The organism is Kitasatospora sp. NPDC058190, assembly GCF_042883685.1.
GTDB lineage: Bacteria > Actinomycetota > Actinomycetes > Streptomycetales > Streptomycetaceae > Kitasatospora.
The window spans coordinates 1-24,377 of the sequence record NZ_JBHVVI010000107.1; the positions used below are offsets into that span (position 1 = coordinate 1).

The window sequence follows — 24,377 nt, forward strand, 5'->3', positions numbered from 1 at the left end:
GTTTGTTGGTTTGCGTTGGGGGGGGGGGGGGGGCACGGCCCCTGGGGTTGGGGGGGCCCCCGCGCGCCTTCCGGTCGGGGGCCGCCCCGATGGGTGCGACCGGCCTGCCCGCGGCGCCCGTTGACACCCGGGCGCCGCGCTCCCGGCCGGCTCAGTGCAGGACGTCGAGCTCGTTGTCCACGTTGTTGACGAAGTAGACCGCGTCGTGGTCCAGGTCCAGGGCGAGGCCGAACAGCGCGCCGGCACCGGGCGGGTTGCCCTCGTTGTTGATCTGCTTGGTCGCCACCTGCCGGCCGCGCTCGGTGGTCTCGACGATGTTGCCGTCGCCGCCGTTGACGGTGAGGATGTCGCCCTTGGGCGTGATCGCCATCCCCAGCGGGCCGTTGAGGTTGCCGCCCGAGGTGATGACCCGCCCGATGCCGGCGCTGTCCTTCCGGGTCAGCGCGTCCGGGATCGCGGTGATCCGGCTCAGCACCGTGTCGGCGACGAAGAGGGTGCCGTCGTGGCCGAGGCCGACGCCGGTCGGGCCGACCACCAGTGCCGCCGGGTCGGTCCGCTCCGGGAAGCCGGAGCCGATCACCGTGGTGGCCACCCGCTGCGGCGGCTCATCGCCGTCGGTGCACAGGGTGATCCGCAGGACCGTGCCCTCGTCGACCTGCTGGCCACCGCCCGCGACCGTCCCGTTGAGCACGTTGGTGACGAACAGCTCGGTCCGCCCCTTCTCTCCGCCTCGCTTCTCGGTGCTGACGGCGGTCATGTCCCACGGCCCGTTGATGCCCTCGTCCGAGATCGTCTCGCGCACCGTGCCGTGCTTGTCGAGCACCAGCAGACAGCCGGCCTGCGCGGTGGCGGACGTGCCGTCCGCGGTGGGCAGGCTGCCGACCACGACCCAGCCGCCGGGCAGCACGGTCAGCGCCGTGGTGAGGCCGACCCCGCCGGGGCAGGGGCCGGGCAGGTTGTTCGGGTCGATCGTGGCGAAGGTGGTCCGGGTGCCGCCCGGGGTGATCTGCACCAGGGTGGTGCCCCTGCCCTGCTCGCCTGCCGGCGGGTTGGCCGAGTTGTTGAAGTTGCTGACCAGGACGTTGCCCCGGTGGAGATCACCGATGCTCTCGCGGATGGTGAACGTGCCGTACGGGTTCACGTCGCCGTTCTCGGGGACGGTGGACGCGACGGTGGACACGGTGTGCAGCCGGTCCAGGAACGGCGGCGGGTCCGCCGCCCCGGCCGGGGACGCGACGGCGGTCAGACCGAGGGTCAGCGCGGCGCTCACCAGCGCGCTCGAACAGGCCCGAAGCTTCATGTGCGGTACTGCCTTCCGGAGGGCGGACCGGCCCACCGGGACTCCCGGCGTCCCGACCCGCGGAATCGCTCAACATGGCCCCCGGGACGCCACGTTAGGCACGGACCGACGCGGACCGCCCGACGACGTCCGCCAAACTGCCGATCACCCTGCGTGACGCACTACGCCGGGCAGGCGAGTGCGGAAGGTGGTCGCCCCGGGGGTGTCCGGGACGGCGAGCGTCCCCCCGTGGATGGCGGCGATGTCGCGGGCGATCGGGAGGCCGAGGCCGGTGCCGCCGTCGTCCCGGCTGCGGGCGTCGTCCAGGCGGGCGAAGCGTTCGAAGATCTTCTCCCGGTCGGCGGCGTCGATCGCCGGCCCGTCGTTGGCCACGTCCAGCACGGCCTGGCCCGAGGCGGGATCGGCGACGAGGCGCACGGTGACACGGTGCCGGGCGTGCCGCTGGGCGTTGTCGAGCAGGTTGGTGAGCAGCCGTCCGAGCCACAGCGGGTTGCCGGGCACGGTGACCGCGGCGGGCAGGTGGACGGTGACGGGGTGGGGCTCGGTGCCGCGGGCCGCGAGCGTCGTCCCCACCAGCTCCACCAGGTCGACGGGTTCACCCGGCCAGTCGTGGCCGGTCGCGTCCAACCGGGCGAGCAGGAGGAGGTCGGTGGCGAGGGCCTGGAGGCGCCCGGTGTCCTCCAGGGCGCCGGCCACCAGGTCGGCGCGGACCTCGGGGTCGGGGTGGGCGATGGCGACTTCGAGCTGGGTGCGCAGCACCGTGAGGGGGCTGCGCAGTTCGTGGGAGGCGTCGGCGATGAAGCGGCGCTGTCGGTGCCCGGCGGCTTCGAGGCGGCCGAGCATCGCGTTCATGGTGCCCGCCAGCCGGGCGATCTCGTCGTCGCTGCGGGGTTCGGGGACGCGGCGGTCCAGGTCGCGGTCGCCGATCGCGGCGACCTCGGCGCGGATGGCCTCCACCGGTCGCAGGGCGCGGCCGGCGGCCCGCCAGGTCAGGGCGCCGACGGTGAGCAGCAGGACGGTGCTCAGGCCGGCGAGGGCGGCGGTGGTGAGGTCCTCGGCGGCGTCGACGGTGCGCAGCGAGGCCCCGACGTGGATGGTGACCGGGCCGGTGGGGGTGGTGGCGGTGATCGTGGTGACGCGCTGGTGGTGTTCGTCGCCCAGGGCGCGCAGGTTGAAGGTGCTGCGGCCGTCCGGGTGGCCGCTGGGGGCGACCGCGGGGTGGCCGGTGAGGTTCTGGCTGGCGGCGACCACCCGGCCGCTCGCGTCGACCACCTGGATGAAGTCGGTGCCGTGGTCGAGCGGGAGCTGGCTGCCCAGCCGTCCGTCCTCGGCCTGCCCGGCGACGGCCTGGGCCTGCTCGCGGGCGCCGTCCTCCACGATGCGGGCCAGGTTGGCGCCCAGCAGCAGGACGACGGCGCCCGAGGCGACGGCGAGGACGACGGCGACGCTGAGGCAGGCGGCGAGCGTGGTGCGGGCGCGGACCGAGCGCGGCGTCAGCCGGGCGGCGAGGGCCGTGACGCGGGGGTGCCGGGCGAGGCGTGTGACGGCGGTGCGCGCTCGGCGCGGCATCGCGGACCGGGGGGCGGGTCCGCTGGTCGGGTCAGCCACCGTCGGCCGCCAGTCGGTAGCCGGCGCCGCGCACGGTCTGCACCGCGGCCCGACCGTACGGGGTGTCGATCTTGCGCCGCAGGGCGCTGACGTGGACCTCGACGGTGTTGGGGTCGCTGTCCGGGCCGCTGTCCCAGACCGCTTCGAGGATCTCCCGCTTGGAGACGGCCTCGCCGGCCCGGCGGGCGAGGTGGTCGAGGATGGCGAACTCGCGCGGGGTGAGGGCCACGGCCACGCCGCCCCGGGTGCAGGTGCGGGCGGCGGAGTCCACCACGAGGTCGCCCAGCACGGTGCGCCGGGGCGCCCGGCTGCCGATCCGGCGGGCGAGCGCCCTCAGCCGGGCGACGAGCACGACGAAGGAGAACGGCTTGGACAGGTAGTCGTCGGCGCCGGTGTCCAGCGCCTCGGCCTCGTCCCACTCACCGTCCTTCGCGGTGAGCATCAGGATGCCGACGTCGCTGCCGGAGGCCCGCAGCCGCGAGCACACCCGGTAACCGTTGAGGCCGGGCAGCATGATGTCGAGCACGACCACGTCGTAGGCGTGCTCCATGGCCTGGGCCAGCCCGGACAGGCCGTCGTGGGCGACGTCGACGGCGAACCCCTCGGCGGCCAGCCCGTGCTGCAGGGCCAGGGCCAGCCGACGTTCGTCCTCCACCACCAGTACGCGCATGCCCACCAGGGTCGCAGGTCGTCCCGGCGGGAGGCTGAAGGGGTCTTCAGCTGATCTTCAGCAACGCCCGGACATCCTGTGCGTCTCGCCCGGGGACGGCCCGGGCCTGGTCGAGGAGCGGGGTGGGTGCTGTGAGCGAGCCCATGGAAGGCGCGGAGCCGCAGAAGAGCGCGGGCAGGACGCGTACGGGCCTGGGCCGGGCCGGCCGCTGGGTGCGCGGCCGGTCGAAGCGCTGGGTCGTGGTCGGCGCGGCGGCGATCGTACTGGGCGGCGCGGCGGCCGCGGTGGCGGTCCACCACGAGCACGACGGCCGCGGTGACGGCCGCGGGTGGGCGGCGGGCGACCAGGAGCAGAACCAGGGCCAGGGGTGGCACGAGGGCCAGGGGCGGCACGGCGACCGGCACGGCCACCAGGGCCGCGAGGCCCAGGGCGGAAACAAGGCCCAGGGCGGTAACGAGTCGCGGGGCGGTGACCAGGCCGACGGCCGGGCCGGCGCGGTCGCACCGGCGCCGCTGCCCGCCACCGACGCGGCCGACGCCGTGGCCAAGGCCTCGGCCGCGGTCGCCGGCGGCAAGGTCGAGTCGCTGACCCCGGTCGGCGAGCAGGGCGGCGGCCGGGCCTGGAAGGCCGTGGTCCTCGGCCCCGACGGCGTGCGGCACGCGGTGACCGTGGACGGCACCAACGGCACGGTCACCGGCAACACCGTCCTCGGCGGCTGACCGCCCCCCGACCATCGGCTGGGCGCGCCCCGGGCGCGTCCCGGCCGCGCCGTACAGAAGGGAGCGCCGACGTCTTGGGCGCCGTGACAACCCCCCGGGCGGCCCAGCGCCGCCGGACCGTGCCCGCGGGACCGGTCCTGAGCAAGGTCCCGCAGGTGACGGCGGTGTTCTGGGTCGTCAAGATCCTCACCACCGGCATGGGCGAGACCACCTCCGACTACCTCGCCAAGGTCCTCGGGCCGATCCCGGCGGTCGGTTCGGCCGGGCTGCTGCTGGCCGTCGCCCTGTTCGCCCAGGCGCGCACCCGCCGCTACGTCCCGGCGGTGTACTGGGCGGCGGTGATCATGGTGAGCGTGTTCGGCACCATGGCGGCCGACGTCGCCCACGTCGCCCTCGGCGTGCCGTACGTCGCCTCGGCACTCGCCTTCGCCGTGGTCCTCGCCCTGGTGTTCGCGCTGTGGCAGCGCACCGAAGGGACGCTCGCGGTGGAGACGGTCGCGGGCGGCCGCCGCGAGGTCTTCTACTGGTGCGCGGTGATGGCCACCTTCGCCCTCGGCACGGCCGTCGGCGACCTGACCGCGGCCACCCTGGGCTGGGGCTACCTGCCCTCCGGACTGCTGTTCGCCACCCTGATCGCGGTACCCGCGCTCGCCCACCGGCTCTCCGGCCTCTCCCCCGTCCTGACCTTCTGGTGGGCCTACGTGCTCACCCGGCCGCTCGGCGCCTGCTTCGCCGACTGGGCCGGCGTCAGCCACGAGCGCGGCGGCCTGGACCTCGGTACCGGGCCGGTCAGCCTCGTCCTCGCGGTGATCATCGTGGCGGCCGTGGCGTGGCTGAGCGCGACCGGACGCCGAGAGGACCGAGCATTGGCCTGACCTCCGATCAGCCGTCGGGCCCGCACGGGCCCGGCTCCGAGGAAGGGCGCAGCACGCGATGAACCTCCTGTCGGGCCTTCCGGCCGTCGACCGGCCGGATGCCGGACCACTCCCCCTGGGGAGCACGGTCGTGCCGGAGCCGATCCCGGTGGGTGCCTGATGACGGCCGGCGGTGGGGGGACCGACATCGCCCGGCGCCGGTGGCCAGTGGCCGCCGGCGCCGCGGTGCTGCTGTTCGTGGCCCTGGCGGCACTGCTGGCCGGCCAGGGCTGGGCGCCGTTCGACTTCGAGCGCAGCGCGAACGACTGGAGCGCAGCCCACCGGCCGGGCGCCGCCCGGGCGGTGGCCGTCGTGATCACCGACCTCGGATCCGGCGTGGTTCCGTACCTGCTCGCCCTGGCCGCCGGGGCCGTCACCGTCCGGGCCATGCCCGCACCCCGACCCCCGCGCCGGGCCGTCCCCGCTCTCGTGGCCCCGCTTCTCTGGCTGGTCGCGGGCCAGCTCGTCCGGCTGGGCCTGATGTACGCCTTCGCACGCCCCCGCCCGCCACGAGCCAACTGGGCCGGCGACGCCTCCGGCTACTCCTTCCCCTCCGGGCACTCCTTCACCTCGGCGGTCTGCGCCGGACTGCTCGCCATGGCCGTCGTCCGGGCCCACCCGGCGGCGGCCCGGGCGGCCGTCGCGGGCGCCGCCGTGTTCGCGGCCCTGGTCGGCCTCAGCCGGATCTACCTCGGGGTGCACTGGCCGCTGGACGTCCTCGGCGGCTGGCTGCTCGGCTGCGCCTGGCTCGCCGTCGGCACGGCGGTGCTGCCCCCGGTGCGACGCACCGCACTACCGCCGGGCGCCGGGGAGCCGGGCGGGTCGCCCGAGGTTTAGGGCGCTCCTCGGGACGGACGCAACGGCGGCGGCCGCGACATCCCCTCGGCGGAGACGCTCCTGGAGGCGCTCGCCTTCGCGTCGGTCGGGCAGGGACTCGTCCTGGTGGCCGGGCACGTGGCCCGCGCCGTACCGCGCCCCGACCTCAGCCATGTCCCGGTGTCCGACGCGCCGACGCTGGAATGGGGGCTCGTCTGGCCCCGGGCCGCGGAGACCGCCAGGGTCCGGGCCTTCGTCGACGTGGTCCGGTCCGCCTTCCGGCGCTCGGCGCACCAGGCACGCAGGCCGGGGGCCGGGGGCCGTACAGCCGGGCTCAGCGGGACCGCAGGTGGATGTCCAGGCCCGCCGTCCCCTCGGGCTCGATGCCCGGCAGGAGTCGCATCGAGCGGTCGTAGTCGCCCCCGTTGAGGGTGCGGTACGGGATCGGCTCATCCGTGAACAGCCCGTCCAGCCGCCTCCCGTACTCCTCCCTGGCGGCGGCGAAGGCATGTGCGGAGAGGTCCTTCGCGCCGTGGACGGCGAACGGCTCCAGCGGCGCCAGGCCGGTGAACCAGAACAGGCCGTGCTGGAGCGGGTGGAGGACATCGGCGAGGCGGCCGTGGGCGCCGCGGTCGGAGAAGGCGGGCCCGCCGGCGCCGGTGGTGGTGGCGAGCAGTGCGCGGCGGCCCGCCAGGGCGCCCTCGGTGTACGGCGGCGGGACGGACGGGCCGTGGGCGAATTCGAAGGTGAAGACCCGGTCGATCCAGCCCTTGAGGATCGCGGGCACGGAGAACCACCAGAGCGGGAACTGCAGGATCACCGCGTCCGACCAGAGCAGCTTCTCCTGCTCCGCCGCGATGTCGGGGGACAGCCGGCCGGCCCGGGTGGCCTCACCCTGGGCGGACAGGATCTCCAGGCGGTGGTCGGCGGGGTGGTCCGGGAAGTCGTCGGCGTCCAGGACGGCGCGCCACTTCATCGCGTACAGGTCCGACACGCGGACCCGGTGCCCGGCCGCGCGCAGGTGGTCGACGGCGAAGGACGAGAGGGCGGCGGTGAGCGAGCTCGGCTCGGGGTGGGCGGTGACGAGCAGGACGTTCCGCGGCTGAGAGGCAGTGGTCATGCGGAAAGCCTCGTCCGGGGGCGCGGCGGCAGCCAGAGCCCCCTGCTTCCGGTGGACCGTCAGTCCTGGTACTGCGAGGACCACCCTCGGCCGAACAGCGGCGGGGACCCCGGATACTTGAGGGCATGCACAGTGTGGAGACCAGAGCGCTCGGCGAGTTCCTGAAGGCCCGTCGGGGCCGGGTGGCGCCGGAACGGGTGGGGATCGCGGCCAACGCGCGCCGCCGGGTGCGCGGGCTGCGCCGCGAGGAGTTGGCGCAGCTCGCCGGGATCAGCGTGGACTACTACGTACGGCTGGAGCAGGGCCGGGCCACCCAGCCCTCCCCGGAGGTGCTCGACGCGCTCGCCCGGGCGCTGGACCTCGGCCCCGCGGAGCAGCGGCACCTGACCACCCTGGTCTGCGCCAAGGGCGGCCCCGCCCCCGCGGCCCGGGTGAGCCCGCTGCTGCGCCGCACCCTGGACGCGCTGGCCGGCTCCCCCGCCTTCGCCACCGACCACCGCCTCGACGTGCTGGCCGCCAACCCGCTCGGCGCCGAACTCATCGGCGGCGTGGGCGATTCCGGGCGGTCGGGGCGGCGCGATCCGAACCAGGCCCGCTACCTCTTCCTCGACCCCGCCTCGCGCGCCGTCCATCCCGACTGGCAGACCAGGGCCGCCGAGGCGGTCGGCCAGCTGCGGGACGCCGCCGGCCGCTACCCCGGCGACCGGGAGCTGACCGCCCTGATCGACGAACTCGCCGCGCTCAGCGAGGAGTTCCGGCGGATCTGGGCCTCCGGCGAGGTGGTGGTGTGCGCGCCGGGCCGCAAGCGGCTGCGGCACCCCGAAGTCGGGCTGCTCACCCTGGACTACGAGGTGCTGCACGTGCCGGCCGCGCCGGGCGAGACGGGCCTGGTGGTGCACGTCTACGGCACCGAGGGAGGAACCCCGGAGGCCGAGGCGCTGGCCCGGCTGGCCGCCGGGCTCGCCGGGGGCGAGGCCGGCGCACCCGGAACACCGGCCTCCGTCGGAGCGCGCCGAGCAGGCGCTCGCCCGGTGGTGTGACGTCCGGCGCCGAAACGCCGTCGGAGCCACGCGTCCCCGGCCGGACCCGCGGCCGAGTTCGCCCACAGGCCGCTGTGGCGCCCGGTCACCCCGCCGGTGGCCTGGTCGCCGGCTCCGTGCCGTCGTCCCGGGACCAGGCGCCGACGCCGAGGCGCCCGGTGGTGCCGAGGTCGAGTTCCGGGGCGACCATCACGGGGGCCCCGTCCGGGGTGGCGCGGACCCGGACGTAGGGGGCGTTCACCGGCTCGCCGGCCTCGGTGGTGTTGCGCCACACCAGGGTGGCGTGGGCGCCCTCCCCCGGGCGCAGCGCGATCTCCCGCGGCGGGGTGTCCGCACCGGTACCGGTGGCGATCCCGGCGCCGCCGGGCAGGATGCGCACCCCGTCGACCGGCCGGTGCGCCAGGTCGAGCAGCTGCAGCTGGGGGTAGCCGTTGACCGTCACCGTGGACGTGCCGCAGTTGCGCAGCAGCAGGCCGACCACCCGCAGGCCCATCGCGGCGTCGCCCTGGTCGGCGTACAGCCGCAGCCCCGATGCCGGGCAGGGGCCGCCGGGCTGTGGGGCCTCGGCGCTGGGCACGCTGCGGACCTTGGCGATCTTCACCTGCGGCCCGGCGCCCGGCCGCTCCGGGCCGCGCCCCTGCAGGTCGATCCGCTTCTTCGCGGTGGCGCCCGGGGCGAGCCCGGCGACGGTGTCGGTCACGCTGTCCAGCGCGGCCCCGGTCGCCGAGAGCCGACTGAACTCCACGGTGACATCGGACGGTTCGCCGCCCGGGTTGGTCACCTCGTACTCCGCGCACGTCGAGCCGACGGCGGTGATCCGCGCCCCGCCCTGGGCGAGCCCGCTCGTCTCCGGCGCGCTGCCGGACGCCGAGGCCAACGGTGACCCGCACGGCCCGCCGACGCCGGACGCCGCCGGGGCCTCGCCGTGTTGGGGGCCGCAACCGGCGAGCAGGGCGGCGCCGACGACCGCGACCGCGACGGCCGCGGCCGATCGACGGCGCGTCAACAGGGTGGACTTCTCGAACCGGTGCATCGGACGATGCGATCACGAACCAAACCCGGACGGCTGTGAGCGGCGCCACTTCCACGGCAACAGCCCTGCAACGCTCTCCGGGCCCGGCCGGGCGGTGACTCAGGCGGAGAGGATCCGGCGCAGGACCTCACGCAGTCCGGCGCCGTCGGCCGGCGGGTGCGGGGCCCGCCAGGCGAGGTGGCCGTCGGGGCGGACCAGGAGGGCGCCGTCCGCGGGGAGTTCGAGCACCTTCGCCTCGCTCTCCGTCAGCTCGTGCAGGGTGACGGGCACTCCGGCGACGGTGGCGGTGGCCGCCTGGCGCCGCCAGGCGGCGCCGTCGGGGTGGGTGAGCAGGGTGAAGCCGGGGCCGACCAGGTCCAGGGTGGAGGAGGAGTCGGCGAGCCGCAGGTGCGGGAGACGGGTGCCGGGCGCGCCCTCGGGGTGTTCGAGCTCGGGGTCGAGTGCGGGCCGCGCCGGGGCGTCGGGGCCGGGGACGACGGCGGTCGAGGCGTAGGCCGCGCTGAGCAGCAGCTCGTCGTCGATCCGGTAGCTGCCCCGGGCCCGGGAGTTGGCCAGCGAGATGTCGATGACCTGCCGGGCCACCGGGCGGCGTTCGGCCTCGTAGGTGTCCAGCAGCGCCTCGCCGGCCGTCCCGGCGGTGACGGCGGCGAGCTTCCAGGCCAGGTTGTCCGCGTCGCCGATGCCGGTGTTCATGCCGTGGCCGCCGGTCGGGGGCGCCACATGGGCGGCGTCGCCCGCGATCAGCACCCGTGACCGGCGGTAGGTGTCGGCGAGTTGGGCGTCCATCCGCCAGGTGGTGGTGTCGCGTACGGTGACCGCGAGCTCCGGCAGGCCGGCGGCATCCCGGACCATCCGGGTCAACTCACGGTGGTCACCCCGGAGTTCGTCGATCGCGACCCGCTGCGGGTCGTACCGGTGCTGGTAGATCCAGTGCCGGTCGTTGTCGACGGCCAGGAAGCCGCCCCGGTCCGGTCCGGTGAGGAAGTAGGAGGCGCTGGCCCGGTCGGCCACCGCCTCGCCGAGCGGCGCCTCGAAGCGGACGCTGAGGTAGTGGCCCAGGCCGGTCGGCCCGTCCATGGCGATCCCGGCCGCGGCGCGGACGGGGCTGGACGCGCCGTCGCAGCCGACCAGCCAGTCGGCGCGCACGGTGTGCCGTTCACCGCTGTCGCGCTCCTCCAGGACGGCCTGCACGCCGTCGCCGTCCTCGGTGAAGGCGCGCAGCCGGGTGGCGAACCGGACGCCGTCCGGGGCGAGTTCGCGGGCGCGACGCAGCAGGACCACCTCCAGGGCGTCCTGGGAGCAGAGCAGTCCGGGCGCGGGGGTCCGCTCGGCATCCTCCGCCACCGCGCCGGGCGGCCCGGTACGGACGAAGTCCGGATCGACCAGGGTGCGGCCCCGGTAGAAGAAGAGCTGGGAGGCGGGAAGCCCGGCCCGCCGGATCTCCTCCTCCAGGCCGCAGCGCCGGAAGACCTCCATCGAACGCGCCGACACGCCACGGGCCTTGGGGTGGGTCGAGGTTCCCGGGTGGGCCTCGACGAGCAGGTGCCGCACGCCGTACCCGGACAGCAGGAGGGACATCGTCAGGCCGACCGGGCCGCCGCCGACGATGAGCACGGACGTCGTTGCCGGGAATCGCATGCCACTCCTCCGTAACGCCTATCTGGTCATTTTGACGTTACCATGGTGACGGGGAATCCGATCAGGAGAAACGTGAGCCCATGACCCAGACCCCAGACGGCGGCAACCCCCGCGGCCTCCACTTCCTCGCCGAGCTCGCGAACACCGTCCGTGAGCACCCCGAGGCGGGAGCCGCCGAGCTCCAGGCCGTCCTGGACGCCCACGGCGGCCCGCCCTTCCGACTCACCGAAGGCGACGCCCGCGAGCTGCGCGACGCCACCACCGCCGTGATCGCCGTCCTCGACACCGACGACGTCGACCGGGCCGCCGAGGCCATCAACGCCCTGCTCGACCGCTACCCGCCCCGGCCCCGGCTCGTCCGGCTCCCGGGCCGCCCCTGGTCCTTGCACACCCGGGCCGCCGCCGACGCCGGCCTCACCCACTGGCTGCTCTCCACCGCCGCCCTCGCCCTCGGCATGTGGCTGAGCGAACGCGGCACCTGCGCCTGGGGCCGGTGCGCCGCTCCGGGCTGCGGCCGCCACTTCATCGACACCGGCCGCCGCACCCCCCAGCGCTACTGCGGCTCGCGCTGCGCCACCCGCGTCCGGGTCGCCGCCCATCGGGCCCAGCGCGCCACCGGGTGACCGGGGAGCCGCGACCGTCCGCCCGGCCCGCATGCGCATCCCCGGGCCGGTCACTAGGGTCCGGTGCCATGGACCTCAAACTGACCGGACGGACAGTCGTGGTCACGGGCGGCAGCTCCGGGGTGGGCCGAGCCGCCGTCGAACAGCTCCTGGCGGAGGGCGCGCGGGTGGCGACCTGCGCCCGGGACGGGGAGCGCCTGGCGCAGGCCTGGGCCCACCACCGGGAGGACGTGTACCTCCACGCCTGCGACGTCCGCGACGCAACCGCGGTGACCGGATTCATCCGGGCGGCCGCACGGCACCTGGGCCGGATCGACGCGGTGGTGGCGAACGCGGGCGAGGGCGCGCCGGGCGGCTTCGCCGAGACCGCTCCGGAGCAGTGGCAGGCCGTTCTGGAGAGCACGGTCCTGGGCGCCGTGCACCCCGTCCGGGCCGCCCTGCCCTGGCTGCGCCGCTCGGACGCGGCGCGGGTCGTCCTGATCGGCGCCCTGATCGGCCGCGAACCCGAACCCGCCCTGGTCACGGCGAGTGCGGCCCGCGCCGCACTCGCCAGTTTGGCCCGATCGATGGCCACCGAACTCGCCGACGACGGCATCCTGGTCAACACCGTCAGCCTCGGGATCATCGACACCGCGCGGCAGAGGGCCGTCCACGCCGCCAGCGACACCAGCCAGCCCTACGAGCAGTGGGCCACCGAGTGGGTGCGCCGCCGGGGCGTCCCGCTCGGCCGGATGGGCCGCCCCGAGGAGGTCGCCCCCGTGATCGCCCTCCTCGCCTCCCCGCTGGCCTCCTACATCAGCGGCGCCGAGGTCACGGTGGCCGGCGGCGCGGGCCGCTCGGCCCACTGAGGACGCCCGGGTGCGGCGCACCGAGCACTCGTCCGCACGTACTGGTCAGCAAGTCATCGTGCGCACAGCCGAGTTGACGATGCCTCTCGCTACGCCGCCCGCATCGCCTCGACCGCCGTCATCCGCCCGACCCGCCGGGCGGGCGCGACCGCGGCGGCGAGGCCGGTGAGCACGGTGAGGCCGAGGGCGGCGAGCACCAGGAGCACGGGCGGACCGCCGACGGTGCCCGGCGTCGAGGTGATCCAAACCGGCGGCCGACCTCCGCTCCGGCCCGCTCCTCCCTGAGAAGTACCCCGCCCCTGACCCCGTCCGCGACCCCGCCCCTGGCCCCGGCCCCGGCCTCGCCGGGCGGCCTCCACCTGCGCCGGAGCGAGTGCGCCGGCCGTACGATGGCGCCTCTGCGCGTCGGCGCGTCAGCGACGAGGTTCCGACGGGGTTCAAGAGAGGGGCGGGCGGTTGGGTACGGGTGAGCGGGCGGGCGGTCTGGGGCGCCTGATCGGGGCGGCGGCCGAGTTGGGCGAGGCCGGGCGGCAGGCGGTGCTGCGGGGCGGCAGGTCGGCGGCGGGCGGGCGATGGGCGCTGACGGCCCTCGGCTCGGTCGCTCCGCCGCCGGTTCCCGCCACCGAGCCGTGGAAGCTGTCGGTGGGCACCTTGATCGGCCGTCACCCCCGGACCCCCGCCGTGGCACACAAGCTGCTCGGGCTCCTCGACGGCTTCGGAGCCGTGCACCTGGGGTCGACGAAGGTCGGCTTCGACGGCGAGGAGGTCGAGTGGGACAAGGTCGTCGAGATCCGCACCCGCAACGCCTTCGAGGTGCTGACCACCACCGCGCTGGAGCAGGACGTGGACCGGATCCGCGAGTTCCTGCCGCCCGTGCCCGGCCGCAAGTGGGCCGTCACCAAGGCCGGCGAGGCACTGGCCACCGTCGTCCTCGCGGCGCTCGAACGCGGCTCGGTCGATCAGCGGCTGGACGAGCTGACCGTCCCGACCCGGATCGTGTACCGCGGCCTGTTCGGCCGCGAGCGCACCGTGGACGCGGGCTCCTTCGCCGCCGCCACCCTCGTCGTGGTCGGCCGGGTCGGCGAGAGCCTGATCGCCACCGCCCGGCAGCGCGGCATCCCGGTCCTGCCCGCCGAGCAGGCCGTCCGTCCCGACCGGGCGGCCCACGTCGCGGTGCTGCGCGAGCGCACCGACTCCGTCGCCCGGCTGCTGGCCCGGATCGAGCGGAGCGACCCGGACCCGGCGGAGGCGCCCGCCCCGGCTCCGGCGCTGTCCCTCGACAAGGACCCGACCGACCAGGGCCGTTGAGACGCTGAGCAGGGACGAACCGGCCCTCCGGTCGCCCGTCGGGTCAGCCCGCCGGGCGGGACGGCGAGGCGCCGGGCCGGTGCTGGAGGTCGATAGGGTTGTCCCCGTCGCCCGGGGGCACGGTGGCGGCGGGGCTCGGCGCCGTGGTCGCGGGCGGCCGGCTCGCCGTGGCCGCGGGCCCCTTGGACGGCGCCCCGCTCGGGGCGGCGGTGTGACCGACGGAGGCCGACGGGGTGGCCGCTCCCCCGCCGGTCGTCGGCGCGCCCGGTGCGGTGGCGCGGGTCGGCGTGGGGTCGGCGGTGCCGACCGACCGCGGGGCCGCGCTCTGCGGGGAAGAAGGGTTGGTCGGCGTCGGCGCGGAGCCGCCGCCGGAGGAGCAGGCACCCGCGGTCAGGATCAGGAACAGGGCGGCCGCCGGAACGGCGAGGCGTCTCTTCACGGGCGGGCTTCTCCGGTCTCGTGGTGCCCAGGGGGTTTCAGGGTTACCGGGGTTGGACGTGCGCGGGGCCGACCCGGTTCCGACAGGCGCTGCCGAGCGACGACCGCGGCGGCCCGGAGGCCATCGCCGACCACGCGACCGGCCGGCGCCCACCGACGAGGGTCGCCCGAACACCGTGGCCGTCCCGGGCCCCTGCCGTACCCGGTCGACACGCGGATGCGATGCCCTCGGCCCGGCCATAGCATCGCCGTAGACACCCCGAACCTCCGTGAAACGCCTCCGCGCGCTCAGGAAGTCGATGCTCACGGAACCGCCTACGGCACCCGCCGAAGCCGCCGGGCGGGGGGGACCCACGGGACCGGCCGAACCGGGCACGACCTGGAGGTGGGGCCGGGCAGGGCGGCGAGGGCTGATCCGTCCGGACGGTCAGCCGCCGGAGTGCGCCACGGGCCGGTCGGCCGGGGCGCGCCGGACGTCCGGGGCGCGCGGCGGCAGTGACACGGCGTGCAGGCAGGGGTGCCGCTGCGTCCCGGCGGGGGCGGCCAGGACGGTGGCCACCTCGCCGGTGATCTCCACCCGGAGGTCGCCGTCCACGCTCTCCCAGACCAGGGATCCGCCGGGGCCCACGGCCTCGGTGGCATGCACCACCACGACGGCCGGTGGGGCGTGCCCGCCGATCGCTCCGGGCAGGGTCACCGCATAGCGGCGCTCGAGGCGTTTCATCGTCGGCCTCCTCCAGTGGCTCCCCCGCTCGCGTAGTCGATTCTCCTCCACGCCGGGGCCGTTGTACACGAACCGTGACCGCCCCGGCGTCGTGCCCGGGCTCAGGCGGACCAGCGCAGGACGGCGCCGAGGCCGCCGGGCGGGCCCGGGACGGCCTCCGGCACCAGCAGCGCCTCGGCCCCGACGGCCGTCGCACAGCGCAACAACGCGTCGGCGGCCGGGGCCTGCTGCGGCTCGGCGACGCCCATGGCCCGCAGGTCGGCCCGTTGGACGCCGATGTGCTCGGGCTGCGGGCCGGTCCACACCGGGCGCTCCGGGTCGTGGCCGCCCGGCTGGAACAGCAGCGCGGCGAGCTGGTGCTGCCGGGCGGCGGTCACCACGGCGGGCACGCCCTGGGCGGCGGCGCCGGGTGCGGTCTCGGTGCCGGCGGCGTCGGTGCCGTGCTCGCCCGGGCGGCCGATGCCGGTGCGGAAGGCGTCCAGCACGGTGTCCAGGTGGCGGGTCCGATGGCCGTTCCAGGCCGCCGTGATCCGCTGGTCGAAGGCCTCCCGGGCGGTGCCGTCGGCCCGGCCGCCGCCGTCCACCTCGACGGTGTCCGGCCGCAGCTGCCGGGGCAGCAGCTCGCGGACGGCCCGGCGCTCGCGGACGTCGCCGGTGAGGACGAGCAGGTCGGCGCCGCTGCCCGGCCAGATCCGGGCCAGGTGGTCGGCGATGATCCCGGCGGTGCGGTCCCAGGCGTCCTCGACCCGGTGCCGGTAGCGCCATTCGTACCGGTCGGCGGGCGGGGCGCGGTGGCCGCGGTCCTGCCACTGCTGCCCCTCGACGGTGCCCAGCCGCGCGGCGCCGCCGAGCTCACGGCGCTCCAGTTCGGCGCCGGTGCGGTCGACGGCCACCACCAGGCAGCGCGGGACGGCGTCGTCCAGCAGATCGAGCAGCGGGGCGGTGTGCGGCAGCGGCGCCCAGTCGGTGGCGACGTCGGGCGGCGAGTCGGCGAGCGGGGCGTCGACCGCGACCGCGCCGTCGGCGGCGAACAGCGCCCGCCCCGGCGGGGAGCCTTCGGCCGGCTCGGCGGCCAGCCACTCCCGGACGGCGGCGCAGGTGCGCTCGTCGGCGCCCTGCCCGGCCAGCCGGTGGACGGCCGCGCGGTCGAGTAGCGCCCGGCGCTGGGCGGCGTCCTCGGTGGCACGGGAGGTGTCGAGGTAGACGGAGGCCCAGGGCCCGGGCCGGTCGAGCAGCGGGGTGAGGAACGCGAGGTCCATGGCGGCCTCCCGAAATCGGTGGGCTAATGGACGCCTACCCGGCTGCGGCCGGTGGACACCCGGCCGGGTGGAGCGGCTCCGTCATCCGTACGGGGGCTGCGGCGCGCCCGGCCCGAGGCGATCCGGCTACGGTGTGTGTGCGTTCTGGTACGTATGGTGCCCGACCGTGCGCCGTTTCGATTCGTTGGAGGGCAGATGGGGCTTCCCGGCCGTTCCGCCATGAGGTTGTCCCGACGCCGCACCCGCACAGCCGTCGCCGTCGTCCTCGCCGCGCTGGGCCTGGCGGCCTGGGCCCGCGCGGTGGCGTCCGCCGTCGCGGCGCCGCCGGTACCCGAGCGGGTGGACCGGCCCGATGTGGTGCCCGTCGCCCTGGGCGTCAGCCGCGCGCGGCCCACGAGTCTGAGCGCGGTCGCCGTCCATGCCCGGACCGGGGAGCCGCTGGCCGGGACGACCGTCCGGTTCTATTCGGCGGCGGGCCGCTTCCTGGGCTCCACCGTCACCGGCGGCGACGGCGTCGCCGAGGTCGGCGTCCCGACGGGTCTCGAACCCGGCGGCCACCTGGCCGTGGTGTTCGGCAACGGCTACCACTCCGCCGCCCAGGCCGCGCTGGCCGCCGCCGACGACTGCCTCCTCGCCGACTGCCCGCCGGCCGGCGGCCACCCGCTCACCTCCGACGTGGCCCCGGTGGACCGGAGCCGACCGTAACCCCACGCGGGCACCCGGCGGTTGACCTCAGCCGGCGAGCCAGGGCGCCTCGGGGAGCTTGGCGTCGGCGTTGCGCCCGGCGAAGTCCACGGTGGTCGGGGTGCCCAGGCCCGCGATCTGCATGGTCACCCGGCCCAGCGTGCCGTCGCCGTCCACCCAGTACGTCAGCGGCGAGCGCGCGCCGTCCGGGGCGGAGCCCTGGGCGCGGGGGCCCGCGAAACGGTCGTAGCCGCGGTCGCCGATCCGGTCGCGGCCCAGCCAGCGGGCGCCGGACTGGGCGAGCAGCAGCGGGTTGTCCGGGCGGTCGGCGCCGACCTGGATGAGCAGTTGGAGGCCGGCGTCCAACGGGTCCGCGGTGTACGAGCGCGGGGACCAGCCGGCCCGGGGGATGCGTTCGGCCTGCTGCCAGGGCGGGGCCGGGTCGCCCTCCGACTCAGGGGCCAGGCCGAGGCCGCCGGTGTCCCAGACGACCAGGCCGTGGTCGAGCGGCCCGCTCGCGCCGGTGGTCCGGTAGCGCCCGGCACCCCGGTGGGTGCGGTAGTCGACCACCCCCTCGACCCGGACCTGCACTCCCCCGCCCTCGGACGCGGTGAGCACCACCCCCACCGGGCTGGCCTGGTAGAGGTTCAGCCGGGACAGCGCCAGCCGGGACGCCTCGTCCGTGGTGACCGGCCGCTCCGCGGCCTCGTCGGCGACGGTCTCGTAGGCGACGACACCGCCCGCCACGGCGCCGCAGACCGCGATCGCGATCAGTGCCCCCAGCCAGCGGGCCCTCCGGCGGGGCGGACGGGCGGCGGTCTTCGTCTTGCGGGCCATGCGGTTGCCTTCTCCCATCTGTTCTGTCCCAGGACTGTTCCGTCACAGGACTCGGGCGGGCCCCGGACCCATGGTCCGCGGCCCGCCCGAGCCGGGCTGTCACCCCGTCATGACGGGGTGACCATCAGTGCTGGGCCCTGCGTCGGCGCGCCAGCACGAACAGTGCCGCACCGAGGACGACGAGCGCCACGGCGCCGGTCACCAGCAGCGGCGTCGCGTCACTCGCGCCGGTGTGGGGCAGTTGCCCGCCCGGTGCCGGGGCCGGCGGGGCCGGGGTGCCGGGGGTGGTCGGGGTCGTCGGCGCCGGGGTGGGCGTCGGCGACGCGGTCGGGGTCGGCGACGCGGTCGGGGTCGGAGTGGGTGTCGGGGTGGGTGTCGGGGTGGGGATCAGCTTGTTGACGGCCGTCACCGAGACGCCCGCGTCGAGGTTGTCGGCGGTGAGCACCAGCGGTCCGAAGACCGTGGTGTCCGGGGCCGAGTAGCCGTCCGGCGGGCTCAGTTCCTGCCAGTAGTACGTCCCGACCGTGCCGCTGCCCTGGCAGATGCCGTCGGCACCGGTCGTGCAGGGGTCACCGACGGGCGTGTCCGGCTTGGTGCCCGTGGTCTGCAGGCCGTCGGTGCCGTTGGTCTCGTGCCACAGCTGGAACTTGGCCCCGGCCAGCGGCTTGCCGTCCTGGTCGTGCTTGACCAGCTTCAGCGCGCCCTCCTGCTGGCGGTAGCCGAAGTCGTAGGTGTGGTCGTTCTCGCCCGGTCCGCCGGTGGTCAGCGCCCGTTCGGGGAACTTGGCGTTGTCGGGGACGATGCCCTTGGAGTCGATGAAGTGGTTGTCGCCGACGTCGTGGTCGGTGGGCACCCACTGGTACAGGGGGCCGCCCTTGGCGTAGTCGGCCGGGTTGTCGATGCGGATGGTGTACTTGGTGTGCGGCTTGAGGCCGCCGGTGACGTCGCTGTCGTCGAAGTAGTACTCGCCGCGCGCCGTCGTCCTGGTGGTGCCGACCACCTTGCCCGACTCGTCGTAGAGGTTGACGGTGGCGCCCTTCACCGGGAGCTGACCCGGGTTCTGGATGCCCTTGCGCTCGGGGTCGTACCAGACCCGGTTGCCGATCTGCAGCGGCGCCTGGTCGCAGAGCACTTCGAGGTCACCCATCGCGGCGCCCTTGCCGAAGGGGGAGCCGGTCGTCGCCGGGGTCAGCCGCAGGCCGAACTTCGGGTCGTGCGCGCCGTCCGCACGCTCCATGAACGACGTGCCGTAGCCGACCGGGGTGTGGTCCGGGTCGAAGGCGGAGGCCGCGATGGTGTTTTCGACCTTGGAGAGCGCCATGCCGGCGAACACCGTGTTGTGGTGACCCACCTCATCCCAGCCGGTGGCGAAGAACCGGGCGCCCCGGACGGTCTTCCCGCAGCCGAGGTTGGTGTCCATCACGTACATGCCGTTCGACAGGCAGGCCTTGTTCAGGTCGCCGCCGGACATGACGGTGGCCGAGTTCGGCGCCGGGGCGCCCGGCCCGCGGTCGGCGAAGCGGTCGCGGAAGGCCAGCAGCATCGAACCGTCGGTCTCGAACTGGATCTCGCCCAACTCCGGTTCGGGGAAGGCGATGGTGGTGTTGCCACACACCTTGCCGTTCTGCGAGCCCGGGAAGGTGCTGGTCCACGGGAACCAACCCGCGCCGTCGCACGGGCCCGAACCGACGGTGGACTGGCGCGGGTAGTCCAGCGGCTGGTTCAGCACCGCCTTGCCGAACGCCCCGGTGCCGAGGTCGAACGGCAGGACCACGGCGCGCACGTCCGCGAGCTTGCCCGTGGACTGGCCGGAGCACACCCCACCGAGGTAACCGGTGCCGTCCTGCAGACCGAGGCCGAACGGCCGCCAGTCCCCGGCCGACGGGCAGCCCGGGTCCGGGATCGCGTAGACGGCCTTCGGCGCCGACGCCGTCGCCGCCGTGGCGTCGTAGCGGTACAGCTGACGGTCGTTCAGGTTGACGACGAAGAGGTCCTTGCCGTCGTCGGTGATCTTGATGCCGCCCAGGCTCTCCTTGCCGGGCACGTCGAGGAAGGCGTCGTCCGTCCCCGGCCCGTGCGCCGTGCCTCCGGCGTTCGGGACGGTGGTGAAGACCGTCGTCTTCTTCTGCGCCAGGTCGGTGACGTAGATCCCGCCGGAGCCGCCGGGGCCGTAGTCGGTGGTCCGCTTGGCCGTCGCCGCCGAGAAGACCCGCTTGTCGGCCTTGTTCCAGGCGATGCCGTACAGCGTGCCGGTCTCGGCGTCGGTGGCGATGTTGGTGGCGTTGGCGGTGACGCCGTCCTGGCCGCGTGCGCCGTACGGGAAGGAGACCAGCGTGCGCTGGGCCCCGCCCTGGTAGGTGGGGGTCTGACAGGTGGTCACCAGGGTGGCGTTCTTCTGACAGTAGTCCCCCGGGTACCAGAGCCCGGTGGTGAAGGAGACGTTCTTGCCTCCGGAGAGGTCGACGAACTCCTCGTTGCTGCTGAGCTGGTTGGGCGCGCCGTCCAGCCCCTGCCGCGAGGCGAAGGCCGGGAAGAGCACGCCCGGCTTCGGGTTCACCACCTGCACCCGGTACTTGCCGCCGGTCGCCTTGGTCGACGCCGGGGCCAGCGTCACCGTGCCGTCCGCCGCCGTGACGCCGTCGATCCCGACACCGGAGTCATCGGTGAGCGTGACCTTCACTCCCGCCATCCCCGGCTCCAGCGCGGACCCCGACCACACCCCGCTGGTGTCGACGGCCCGGATCACCCGGACCGTCACCGTGCCGTCACCGGTCTGCGAGACCGCCGCCGGGGCGGCGGCCAGCGAGCTGCCGCCGACCGCGATGGCGAGCGCCGCGAGGCGGCCCACGGCGCGGCGGCCGGGCAAGCCGGACCGTCGCCGATCCGGGCCGCGGGCGACGCCGTTCGTCTGTTCGTTCGTTGTTTTCATCCCTGCTCTCATCGTCGAGAAGGGCCCTGCGGGCCCGACTTCATGAGGGAGTCCACAGCGTGGCCTGAAACCGCCATGATTAACGTGAGCTTAAAGGGGCTTCATCCAACCGGGTGGCGAAACGTGGAACTTTGACGAACCGTCAGGCGTATCCACCCAAGCCGCCGCTCGACGTCCGCCCACGGCGTGACCCCTCCGACCAGCGCGGATCCGGCTCCGGGCGGCCGATCGGCGCAGAACGAGCGCCATGTCGACAAAGCCGTTCGACCTCGCAGAGTGACCGACCCCTCGAACAGCTCTACGGATGCCTCCGAATTTCGACACGGCTCGCACAGAACTGCACACGACTCATTCCGCCCCACCAGCCCCAGGAGCAACCTTCCGCCGAGGCCCGACCGCCGGACCGGGCCGTGCTCCAGTCCGGGACCGGATCGACCCCTGTCCTACATCAACGCCGTTGACATAATCTGGCGGGCATGAGCGAACGTGTGGTCCCCGAACCCGAACGCCGACGCCGCCGGCCCACCAAACTGGGCGTGGTGCTCTCCCGGGAACTGATCGTCGACACCGCGCTGCGGCTGATCGGACAGCACGGGGCCGACGCCCTCACCGTCCGACGGCTCGGCACCGCCGTCGGTGCCGACCCCAGCGCGGTCTACCGCTACTTCCACAGCACCGACGACCTGCTGCTGGCCGTCGCCGACGAGCTGATCGGGCGCGCCCAGGCGGGCTGGCAGCCGACCGGCGACTGGCGGGCCGACCTGAGGGCCATCGGCCTGCGGATCCACTCCGCCTACCAGGCCCACCCGCAGGCCGCCGTACTGGCCGCCCACCGCACCACCGGCCGCACCCACGAGACCGCCGCCGTCGAGGCGATCCTCGGGGTCCTGCGCAGGGCGGGCTTCCCGGATCCGGAGGCGGTGCGGATCTACCACGCCTTCGTGGACCAGAGCCTGGGGTTCGCCGCGCTGGACGCCGCCGCCCTCGCCCTGCCCGCACCGGCGGCCCGGGCGGACCTGGAGGTCTGGCAGGCGTCCTACGCGCGCCTCGACGCCGCCACCCACCCGCACATCGCGGCCACCGCCCACCTGCTCGCGGGCGACATGCGGCGCAGCGGCTACCCGTACGCCCTCGACCTGCTCCTGGACGCGGCCGCGGCCCGGCTGGCGGCGACGGGCTGAGCGAGGGGCCGGGCACGGGGGCCGGCTCGGCGAGGGAACGGCTCCGAAAGCCGACCGTCGCCGGGCCCGATGGGCCCGGCGACGGCGAACGGTGCGGCGAGGCCGGTGCGGTCAGTCGGCGGCGTGGACCAACTCGCCGCCCACGTACGTCCGCAGCACCCGGGCCGCCGCGATCTCCTCGGCGGGTCCGGTCAGGATGTCCCGGTCGAGGACGACCAGGTCGGCGAGCTGCCCGACGGCCAGCGTGCCCGCGTCGTCGTGGCCGTTCAGATGGGCGGAGCCGGCCGTGTAGGCGGCGACGGCGGCGCCTAGGTCCAGGCGCTGCTCGGGCAGGAAGACCCGGCCGTCGACGGCCTCCGGCTCCATCCGGTTGACCGCCACGTGCAGGCCGGCCAGCGGATCCGGGCTGCTCACCGGCCAGTCGCTGCCCGCCGCCAGGGTGGCGCCCGCCCGCTGGAGCGCACCGAACGGGTACTGCCAGGCAGCGCGTTCGGGGCCGAGGAAGGGGATGGTCAGCTCGTCCATCTGCGGTTCGTGGGCCGCCCACAGCGGCTGGATGTTGGCGATCGCGCCGAGCCGGGCGAAGCGGGGGACGTCGTCCGGGTGGACCACCTGGAGGTGGGCGAGGTGGTGGCGGGTGTCGCGCCACCCGTTGGCGGTGCGGGCGGCCTCGACGGCGTCCAGGGCCTCGCGGACCGCGCGGTCGCCGAGGGCGTGGAAGTGCACCTGGAAGCCGAGCGCGTCCAGTTCGGTGACGTACCCGCGCAGTGCGGCCGGATCGACGAAGCTGAGGCCCGAGTTGGCGGTGGCGCAGCCGCAGCCGTCCAGGTAGGGGCTGGTCATCGCGGCGGTGAAGTTCTCCGCGATGCCGTCCTGCATGATCTTCACCGAGCCTGCCCGGAACCGGCCGTGGCTCAACTCGGCTCGGCGCGCCAGCAGTTCGGGGATCTGTTCGGCGCCCCGGTCGCGGTCCCACCAGAGCGCGCCGGTCACCCGGGCGGTCAGGGCGCCGGAGCGGGCGGCGGCCAGGTAGGCGTCGGAGGGGTCCGGCTGGCCGTTGAACTCGCCGAGCAGGGCGTCCTGCCAACCGGTGATGCCGAGCGAGTGCAGCAGGCGCTGCGCCCGCAGCAGGCCGTCCACCCGCTCGGCGGTGGTGGTGGCCGGCACCAGCCGGGCGACCAGGGCGGTGGCGCCCTCCTGGAGCGTGCCGCTGGGCGTGCCGTCACCCTCGCGCTCGATCCGGCCGTCGGCCGGGTCGGGGGTGTCGCGGGTGAGGCCGGCCAGTTCCAGGGCCCGGGTGTTGGCCCAGGCGCCGTGGTGGTCGCGGTTGGTGAGGTAGACCGGGCGGTCCGGGACGACGGAGTCGAGCAGTTGCCGGGTCGGCAGCCCGCCGTCGAAGCTCTCCAGCGACCAGCCGCTGCCGGTGATCCACGCCTGCCCGGGGTTGGCCTCGGCGTAGGCGCGGATCCGCTCCAGGTACTCGGCCACGCCGACGGTGCCGGTGAGGTCGCAGGCGGCCAGCTCGGTTCCGCCGTAAACCGCGTGGATGTGGGCGTCCTGGAAGCCCGGCAGCAGCAGCTTGCCGGTGAGGTCCACGACCTCGGTCTTCGGCCCGATCAGCTCGCGGACCTCGTCGTGCCCGACGGCGGTGATCCGCTCGCCGGTCACGGCCAGGCTGGTCGCCCGGGTGCGGGCGGCGTCGCCGGTGTGGACGGGGCCGCGGGTGAGGACCAGATCGGCCTGGGTCATGGGTGGTGCTCCGTTCTCGGGTTGCGCGTTGCGCGTCGGTCGTGCGGGAGTTGCTCAGTCGGCGGGGCCGAGGAAGTACGGTGAGCGGCGCCGCCAGCGGGCCCAGGCCGCCGACGGGAGTCCGGTGACGACCATCAGTGCCACCACGGTCAGCTCGAACCAGCCGTTGTCGGCGGAGAGTTCGAAGTGGTCGGCGGAGTCGTAGAAGGTCCAGGCGAGGTAGCCGCCGACGGCGAGCAGCGCGGCGGCGCCGAGCAACGGGCCGACCACGGCGCGCAGCCCCTGCAACGGGTCGGTGCGCAGCAGGTGGCGGAAGCGGACGGCGGCCGCGACGGCGGTGAGCGCGTAGTAGAGCGCGACGATGACGCCGATCGCGTTGACGGAGGCCGAGATCAGGTCGTTGACGGTGGGGATGGCGATCGAGGCGAGGGCCAGCAGGACGGCGACGCCGGTGATCAGCAGGGTGCCGACGGCGGGGGTGGCGTGCTTGCGGTGCAGCCGGGTCCAGACCGGGCCGAGCACGCCGTCGCGGCCCATCGCGTACATCCCGCGCGCGGTCGGGATCACCGAGGACTGCAGCGAGGCCACGGCGGAGAACGTGAGCGCGATCAACGGCAGTGCGGCCAGCGGTTGGTGGGCGAGCCTGGTGCCGAAGTAGGTCAGTCCGTGCGCGCCGTTGTCGGCCAACTCGTCGAGCGGGAGGACCCGTTGGAAGGCGGTGCCGGCCAGCAGGAAGAGCAGCATCATCACCACCAGGGCGAGGAAACCGCCCCGGGAGGCGTCGCGCGGGTCGCGCACCTCCTCGCCGACGCTGAACACCGACTCGAAGCCCCAGTAGCAGAAGACCGCCAGCACCATGCCCTGGGCCACCGCGCCGAAGGAGGGGATGTCGAAGGGGTTGTACCACTGGAGGGAGAACGGTTGGTCGCCCGCGAAGAG

Annotated in this window: 22 protein-coding genes; 9 read left to right on the top strand and 13 right to left on the bottom strand. The window is 75.1% G+C overall.

Annotated features, from left to right (window positions below):
* Positions 1-151 precede the first annotated feature (151 nt).
* The 3 genes from ACFVWU_RS35005 to ACFVWU_RS35015 form a co-directional block, all read right to left on the bottom strand.
* Positions 152-1,300: a hypothetical protein gene (locus tag ACFVWU_RS35005; protein ID WP_387628381.1), complete on the bottom strand. Its 1,149-nt coding sequence runs from the start codon at positions 1,298-1,300 to the stop codon at positions 152-154.
* Between the two features lie 144 nt (positions 1,301-1,444).
* Positions 1,445-2,869: an ATP-binding protein gene (locus ACFVWU_RS35010; protein WP_387628383.1), complete on the bottom strand. Its 1,425-nt coding sequence runs from the start codon at positions 2,867-2,869 to the stop codon at positions 1,445-1,447.
* A gap of 31 nt (positions 2,870-2,900) precedes the next feature.
* Positions 2,901-3,578, bottom strand: coding sequence for a response regulator transcription factor (locus ACFVWU_RS35015; RefSeq protein ID WP_387628385.1), 678 nt, complete (start codon positions 3,576-3,578; stop codon positions 2,901-2,903).
* A gap of 131 nt (positions 3,579-3,709) precedes the next feature.
* On the opposite strand from ACFVWU_RS35015, the gene ACFVWU_RS35020 reads away from it, so the two are divergent.
* The 3 genes from ACFVWU_RS35020 (at position 3,710) to ACFVWU_RS35030 (ending at position 6,048) form a co-directional block, all read left to right on the top strand.
* Complete coding sequence (locus tag ACFVWU_RS35020; RefSeq protein ID WP_387628388.1) at positions 3,710-4,297, top strand: hypothetical protein; 588 nt, start codon at positions 3,710-3,712, stop codon at positions 4,295-4,297.
* Positions 4,298-4,380: 83 nt separating this feature from the next.
* Positions 4,381-5,172, top strand: coding sequence for a hypothetical protein (locus ACFVWU_RS35025; protein ID WP_387628440.1), 792 nt, complete (start codon positions 4,381-4,383; stop codon positions 5,170-5,172).
* 159 nt (positions 5,173-5,331) lie between these two features.
* Positions 5,332-6,048 (top strand): phosphatase PAP2 family protein, encoded by a 717-nt coding sequence (locus ACFVWU_RS35030; RefSeq protein WP_387628389.1) that lies wholly within the window; start codon positions 5,332-5,334, stop codon positions 6,046-6,048.
* Positions 6,049-6,361: 313 nt separating this feature from the next.
* Here ACFVWU_RS35030 and ACFVWU_RS35035 read toward each other — a convergent pair whose 3' ends face one another.
* Entirely contained in the window at positions 6,362-7,147 is a 786-nt protein-coding gene (locus ACFVWU_RS35035; RefSeq protein ID WP_387628391.1) for an NAD(P)H-dependent oxidoreductase, read from the bottom strand.
* A gap of 125 nt (positions 7,148-7,272) precedes the next feature.
* Between ACFVWU_RS35035 and ACFVWU_RS35040 the strand changes: the two genes are divergently transcribed.
* Positions 7,273-8,187 carry a helix-turn-helix domain-containing protein gene (locus ACFVWU_RS35040; RefSeq protein ID WP_387628394.1) on the top strand — a complete coding sequence of 305 codons (915 nt, stop codon included), beginning with the start codon at positions 7,273-7,275 and terminating at the stop codon, positions 8,185-8,187.
* An 85-nt stretch (positions 8,188-8,272) separates the two neighbouring features.
* Here the strand turns inward: ACFVWU_RS35040 and ACFVWU_RS35045 are convergent, their stop codons facing one another.
* Positions 8,273-9,220: a DUF4232 domain-containing protein gene (locus tag ACFVWU_RS35045; protein ID WP_387628397.1), complete on the bottom strand. Its 948-nt coding sequence runs from the start codon at positions 9,218-9,220 to the stop codon at positions 8,273-8,275.
* A 99-nt stretch (positions 9,221-9,319) separates the two neighbouring features.
* Positions 9,320-10,858 (bottom strand): FAD-dependent monooxygenase, encoded by a 1,539-nt coding sequence (locus ACFVWU_RS35050; protein ID WP_387628399.1) that lies wholly within the window; start codon positions 10,856-10,858, stop codon positions 9,320-9,322.
* Between the two features lie 80 nt (positions 10,859-10,938).
* Between ACFVWU_RS35050 and ACFVWU_RS35055 the strand changes: the two genes are divergently transcribed.
* The 3 genes from ACFVWU_RS35055 to ACFVWU_RS35065 all read left to right on the top strand — a co-directional run bounded on the left by ACFVWU_RS35055 (position 10,939) and on the right by ACFVWU_RS35065 (position 13,637).
* On the top strand, positions 10,939-11,481 hold the full coding sequence (locus tag ACFVWU_RS35055; RefSeq protein ID WP_387628401.1) for a CGNR zinc finger domain-containing protein: 543 nt from the start codon (positions 10,939-10,941) through the stop codon (positions 11,479-11,481).
* A 68-nt stretch (positions 11,482-11,549) separates the two neighbouring features.
* Positions 11,550-12,329 (top strand): SDR family oxidoreductase, encoded by a 780-nt coding sequence (locus ACFVWU_RS35060; RefSeq protein ID WP_387628404.1) that lies wholly within the window; start codon positions 11,550-11,552, stop codon positions 12,327-12,329.
* A 456-nt stretch (positions 12,330-12,785) separates the two neighbouring features.
* Positions 12,786-13,637, top strand: a complete 852-nt coding sequence (locus tag ACFVWU_RS35065; protein WP_387628407.1) for a hypothetical protein — start codon at positions 12,786-12,788, stop codon at positions 13,635-13,637.
* A gap of 43 nt (positions 13,638-13,680) precedes the next feature.
* Here ACFVWU_RS35065 and ACFVWU_RS35070 read toward each other — a convergent pair whose 3' ends face one another.
* The 3 genes from ACFVWU_RS35070 to ACFVWU_RS35080 all read right to left on the bottom strand — a co-directional run bounded on the left by ACFVWU_RS35070 (position 13,681) and on the right by ACFVWU_RS35080 (position 16,058).
* Positions 13,681-14,076 carry a hypothetical protein gene (locus ACFVWU_RS35070; RefSeq protein WP_387628408.1) on the bottom strand — a complete coding sequence of 132 codons (396 nt, stop codon included), beginning with the start codon at positions 14,074-14,076 and terminating at the stop codon, positions 13,681-13,683.
* A gap of 426 nt (positions 14,077-14,502) precedes the next feature.
* Positions 14,503-14,799, bottom strand: a complete 297-nt coding sequence (locus ACFVWU_RS35075) for a DUF6296 family protein (RefSeq protein WP_387628411.1) — start codon at positions 14,797-14,799, stop codon at positions 14,503-14,505.
* A 101-nt stretch (positions 14,800-14,900) separates the two neighbouring features.
* Positions 14,901-16,058 (bottom strand): hypothetical protein, encoded by a 1,158-nt coding sequence (locus ACFVWU_RS35080; protein WP_387628414.1) that lies wholly within the window; start codon positions 16,056-16,058, stop codon positions 14,901-14,903.
* Between the two features lie 219 nt (positions 16,059-16,277).
* On the opposite strand from ACFVWU_RS35080, the gene ACFVWU_RS35085 reads away from it, so the two are divergent.
* A complete protein-coding gene (locus tag ACFVWU_RS35085) occupies positions 16,278-16,763 on the top strand; it encodes a hypothetical protein (RefSeq protein WP_387628416.1) in 486 nt (161 codons plus the stop codon).
* A 27-nt stretch (positions 16,764-16,790) separates the two neighbouring features.
* Here the strand turns inward: ACFVWU_RS35085 and ACFVWU_RS35090 are convergent, their stop codons facing one another.
* Both ACFVWU_RS35090 and ACFVWU_RS35095 read right to left on the bottom strand, forming a co-directional pair.
* Positions 16,791-17,579, bottom strand: coding sequence for a hypothetical protein (locus tag ACFVWU_RS35090; protein ID WP_387628419.1), 789 nt, complete (start codon positions 17,577-17,579; stop codon positions 16,791-16,793).
* Between the two features lie 124 nt (positions 17,580-17,703).
* Positions 17,704-20,508, bottom strand: a complete 2,805-nt coding sequence (locus ACFVWU_RS35095) for an SdrD B-like domain-containing protein (protein ID WP_387628421.1) — start codon at positions 20,506-20,508, stop codon at positions 17,704-17,706.
* Positions 20,509-20,984: 476 nt separating this feature from the next.
* Between ACFVWU_RS35095 and ACFVWU_RS35100 the strand changes: the two genes are divergently transcribed.
* A complete protein-coding gene (locus tag ACFVWU_RS35100; RefSeq protein WP_387628423.1) occupies positions 20,985-21,689 on the top strand; it encodes a TetR/AcrR family transcriptional regulator in 705 nt (234 codons plus the stop codon).
* 111 nt (positions 21,690-21,800) lie between these two features.
* On the opposite strand, the gene ACFVWU_RS35105 is transcribed toward ACFVWU_RS35100, so the two are convergent.
* Both ACFVWU_RS35105 and ACFVWU_RS35110 read right to left on the bottom strand, forming a co-directional pair.
* Positions 21,801-23,438 (bottom strand): amidohydrolase, encoded by a 1,638-nt coding sequence (locus tag ACFVWU_RS35105; RefSeq protein WP_387628425.1) that lies wholly within the window; start codon positions 23,436-23,438, stop codon positions 21,801-21,803.
* Between the two features lie 54 nt (positions 23,439-23,492).
* On the bottom strand, positions 23,493-24,377 hold an 885-nt coding region (locus ACFVWU_RS35110; RefSeq protein WP_387628427.1), incomplete at its 5' end, for an APC family permease.